3 protein-coding genes are annotated in these 2,105 nt (G+C 44.7%); 2 read left to right on the forward strand and 1 reads right to left on the reverse strand.

Translation table 11 applies throughout. The annotated features are described in order from the left end of the window. Positions 1-91: 91 nt before the first annotated feature. Both IQ234_RS20610 and IQ234_RS20615 read left to right on the forward strand, forming a co-directional pair. Positions 92-433, forward strand: a complete 342-nt coding sequence (locus tag IQ234_RS20610; protein WP_193958441.1) for a translation initiation factor — start codon at positions 92-94, stop codon at positions 431-433. Positions 434-442: 9 nt separating this feature from the next. After that, the gene (locus IQ234_RS20615) at positions 443-910 is read left to right on the forward strand and encodes a TspO/MBR family protein (RefSeq protein WP_193958442.1); all 468 of its coding nucleotides are present in this window, start codon (positions 443-445) and stop codon (positions 908-910) included. A 371-nt stretch (positions 911-1,281) separates the two neighbouring features. Here IQ234_RS20615 and cobM read toward each other — a convergent pair whose 3' ends face one another. Continuing rightward, positions 1,282-2,070: a precorrin-4 C(11)-methyltransferase gene (gene cobM, locus IQ234_RS20620; protein WP_193958443.1), complete on the reverse strand. Its 789-nt coding sequence runs from the start codon at positions 2,068-2,070 to the stop codon at positions 1,282-1,284. Between the last annotated feature and the right edge of the window lie 35 nt (positions 2,071-2,105).

The raw sequence follows: 2,105 nt of genomic DNA on the forward strand, positions 1-2,105 counted from the left end.
TCCCCACTTCCCCACTTCCCCACTTCCCTACTTCCCTACTACCCCACTTCCCCACTTCCCCACAACCAAAACCCACTATGATAACTGCTATATGAGTAAATCAAAGGAAAAAAACCGGATTGCCTATCAGGAATTTGGAGATCAAAGTAATTCTCAAGCTTTTGAGCGTTCCATTCCTGAATTACCCCCAAATCAGCAGAATTTGCGAGTACAAACCTCCCGCTCCGGTCGTGCGGGAAAAACCGTTACCATAGTTACAGGTTTTCAATGCCAAACCGAAACTCTGACGAAATTATTAAAACAGTTAAAAACTGCTTGCGGGACGGGTGGTACAGTTAAAGAAAATACCATTGAGATCCAAGGAGATAATCGCCAAAAAATACTACAAATTCTCATTGAATCGGGTTACAAAGCCAAAATTAGCGGAGGATAGCTAAAAATCATGATTCCCTCTTGGTTGCTTATCGGTGTCGTGGGATTTTTGGTAGCGTTAGCTGGGGGATTACTCAATTCTCGCGATGTACGTTGGTTTGCGCGCTTGCGTCGTCCCGATTGGTTAACCTTTGAAAGATTAATCCCTCTTATCTGGACAATTATCTATATTTGTGGCGCAATTTCTGCTTATTTAGTCTGGGAAGCTCAACCGGCTAATCGCTGGTTTTTGATGGCTTTTTATCTGTTGGTGGAATTGACTATTACTGCCTATACTCCCGTCACCTGTAAACTACGCAGTCTCAAAGCGGGAACGATTATCGGAGGTACGGGTTTTTTCTTGGGTTGTCTTCTGGCGCTCTTGGTTTTCCCTGTTTCTTCTTGGGGGGGTATCCTACTCCTACCTTACCTGATCTGGAGTCCGATCGGTACCTATGTGACTTGGGAAATGAGCCATCTCAATCCTCGGGATATCTAGACAGATAAAGTGGGGTGGGTTAAAAATTAACCCATCCCACAGATATTATTGCCATCTACCAACTTAAAAATCTAGACTGTTTTTTCTGCTCTAACTCGCTCTACCTTTACTTTGGCAGAAATGAAGCAATTAAGGAAGTTAGGGACCTCCTGACGACAGTGAGGACAATACCAGTAGGCACGACTAGCCACAAGGTGACGAAGGGTAATTCCCGAACATATAGGGCAGCTGTGCATGGATTGTTAGCAGGATTTTAAAAGCTTTTAAAATTGTCCCACCTCCTAAAATAATCTTAAACAAAACTGCCGCTCTTTAAATCTAACTTGAGGTAGAAACCTAGTGTTTCTTTCGATAGATTTCCCAGAAAATATCTAGGGATGAGGACGGAAAAGATGGGAATGTTGCGGGTGATAAAGTTGCGATCGAGTTCCTGTAATCTGGTTTAAAGCGGGACTAATAAGATAAAGGGTAGTTCTAGTTAGATTTTCCCGATGGGTTAGTTGGGCCATCTCTGATAGGGGGACAACCCAGATTTTTTCGTCGGGCCAACCGAGACGGAAACAAACGGCCACCTGTTGCTCTGGCTGGTAGTATCGTAGGAGTTTTTCCTGGGCTTTGTCAACGTGACGGGCGGCTAAATATAGGCATAAACTGGCTTTATGAGCGGCTAAAGAGGCTAATTCTTCACTTTCTGGCATGGGAGAGGCTTTTCCTTCCACCCGGGTTAGAATAATTGTCTGGACTAATTCCGGAATCGTTAATTCTAGGGCCAATTTGGCCGCTAATCCTTGAAAGGCACTAATTCCGGGGATTAGCTGAAAGGGGATATCTGCTGCTGTCAAAAGCTCAATTTGTTCTTGGATGGCACTATAGAGACTTAAATCCCCCGATTGCAGTCGCACCACCGCTAAACCCCGACGCACGCGATCGATCATTAAAGGGATAATTTCCTCTAGGGTGATGCTACTGGTGGGAATTAACTCGGCATCTTTAGGAGTGTCCTCAAGAATCTGTTTGGGGACGAGGGAATCAGCAAAGACGATAACATCGGCTTTTTGGAGAATTTTATAGGCTTTTACCGTCAATAATTCCGGATCTCCGGGTCCCGCACCAATAAAATAGACGGCCGGGGGGAGAGGAGAGGAGTCAATTAAAGTCATACTAAATCCTGTTTAAAAGGGGTGTGGGATGTGGG

It is taken from the genome of Microcystis aeruginosa LEGE 91341, assembly GCF_015206885.1.
Taxonomy (GTDB): Bacteria; Cyanobacteriota; Cyanobacteriia; order Cyanobacteriales; family Microcystaceae; genus Microcystis; species Microcystis aeruginosa_H.

Excerpts from the sequence above, each read along its gene's own strand:
- IQ234_RS20610 (WP_193958441.1), top strand. The coding sequence starts at position 92 with ATGAGTAAATCAAAGGAAAAAAACCGGATTGCCTATCAGGAATTTGGA.
- IQ234_RS20615 (WP_193958442.1), top strand. The coding sequence starts at position 443 with ATGATTCCCTCTTGGTTGCTTATCGGTGTCGTGGGATTTTTGGTAGCG.
- cobM (WP_193958443.1), bottom strand. The coding sequence starts at position 2,070 with ATGACTTTAATTGACTCCTCTCCTCTCCCCCCGGCCGTCTATTTTATT.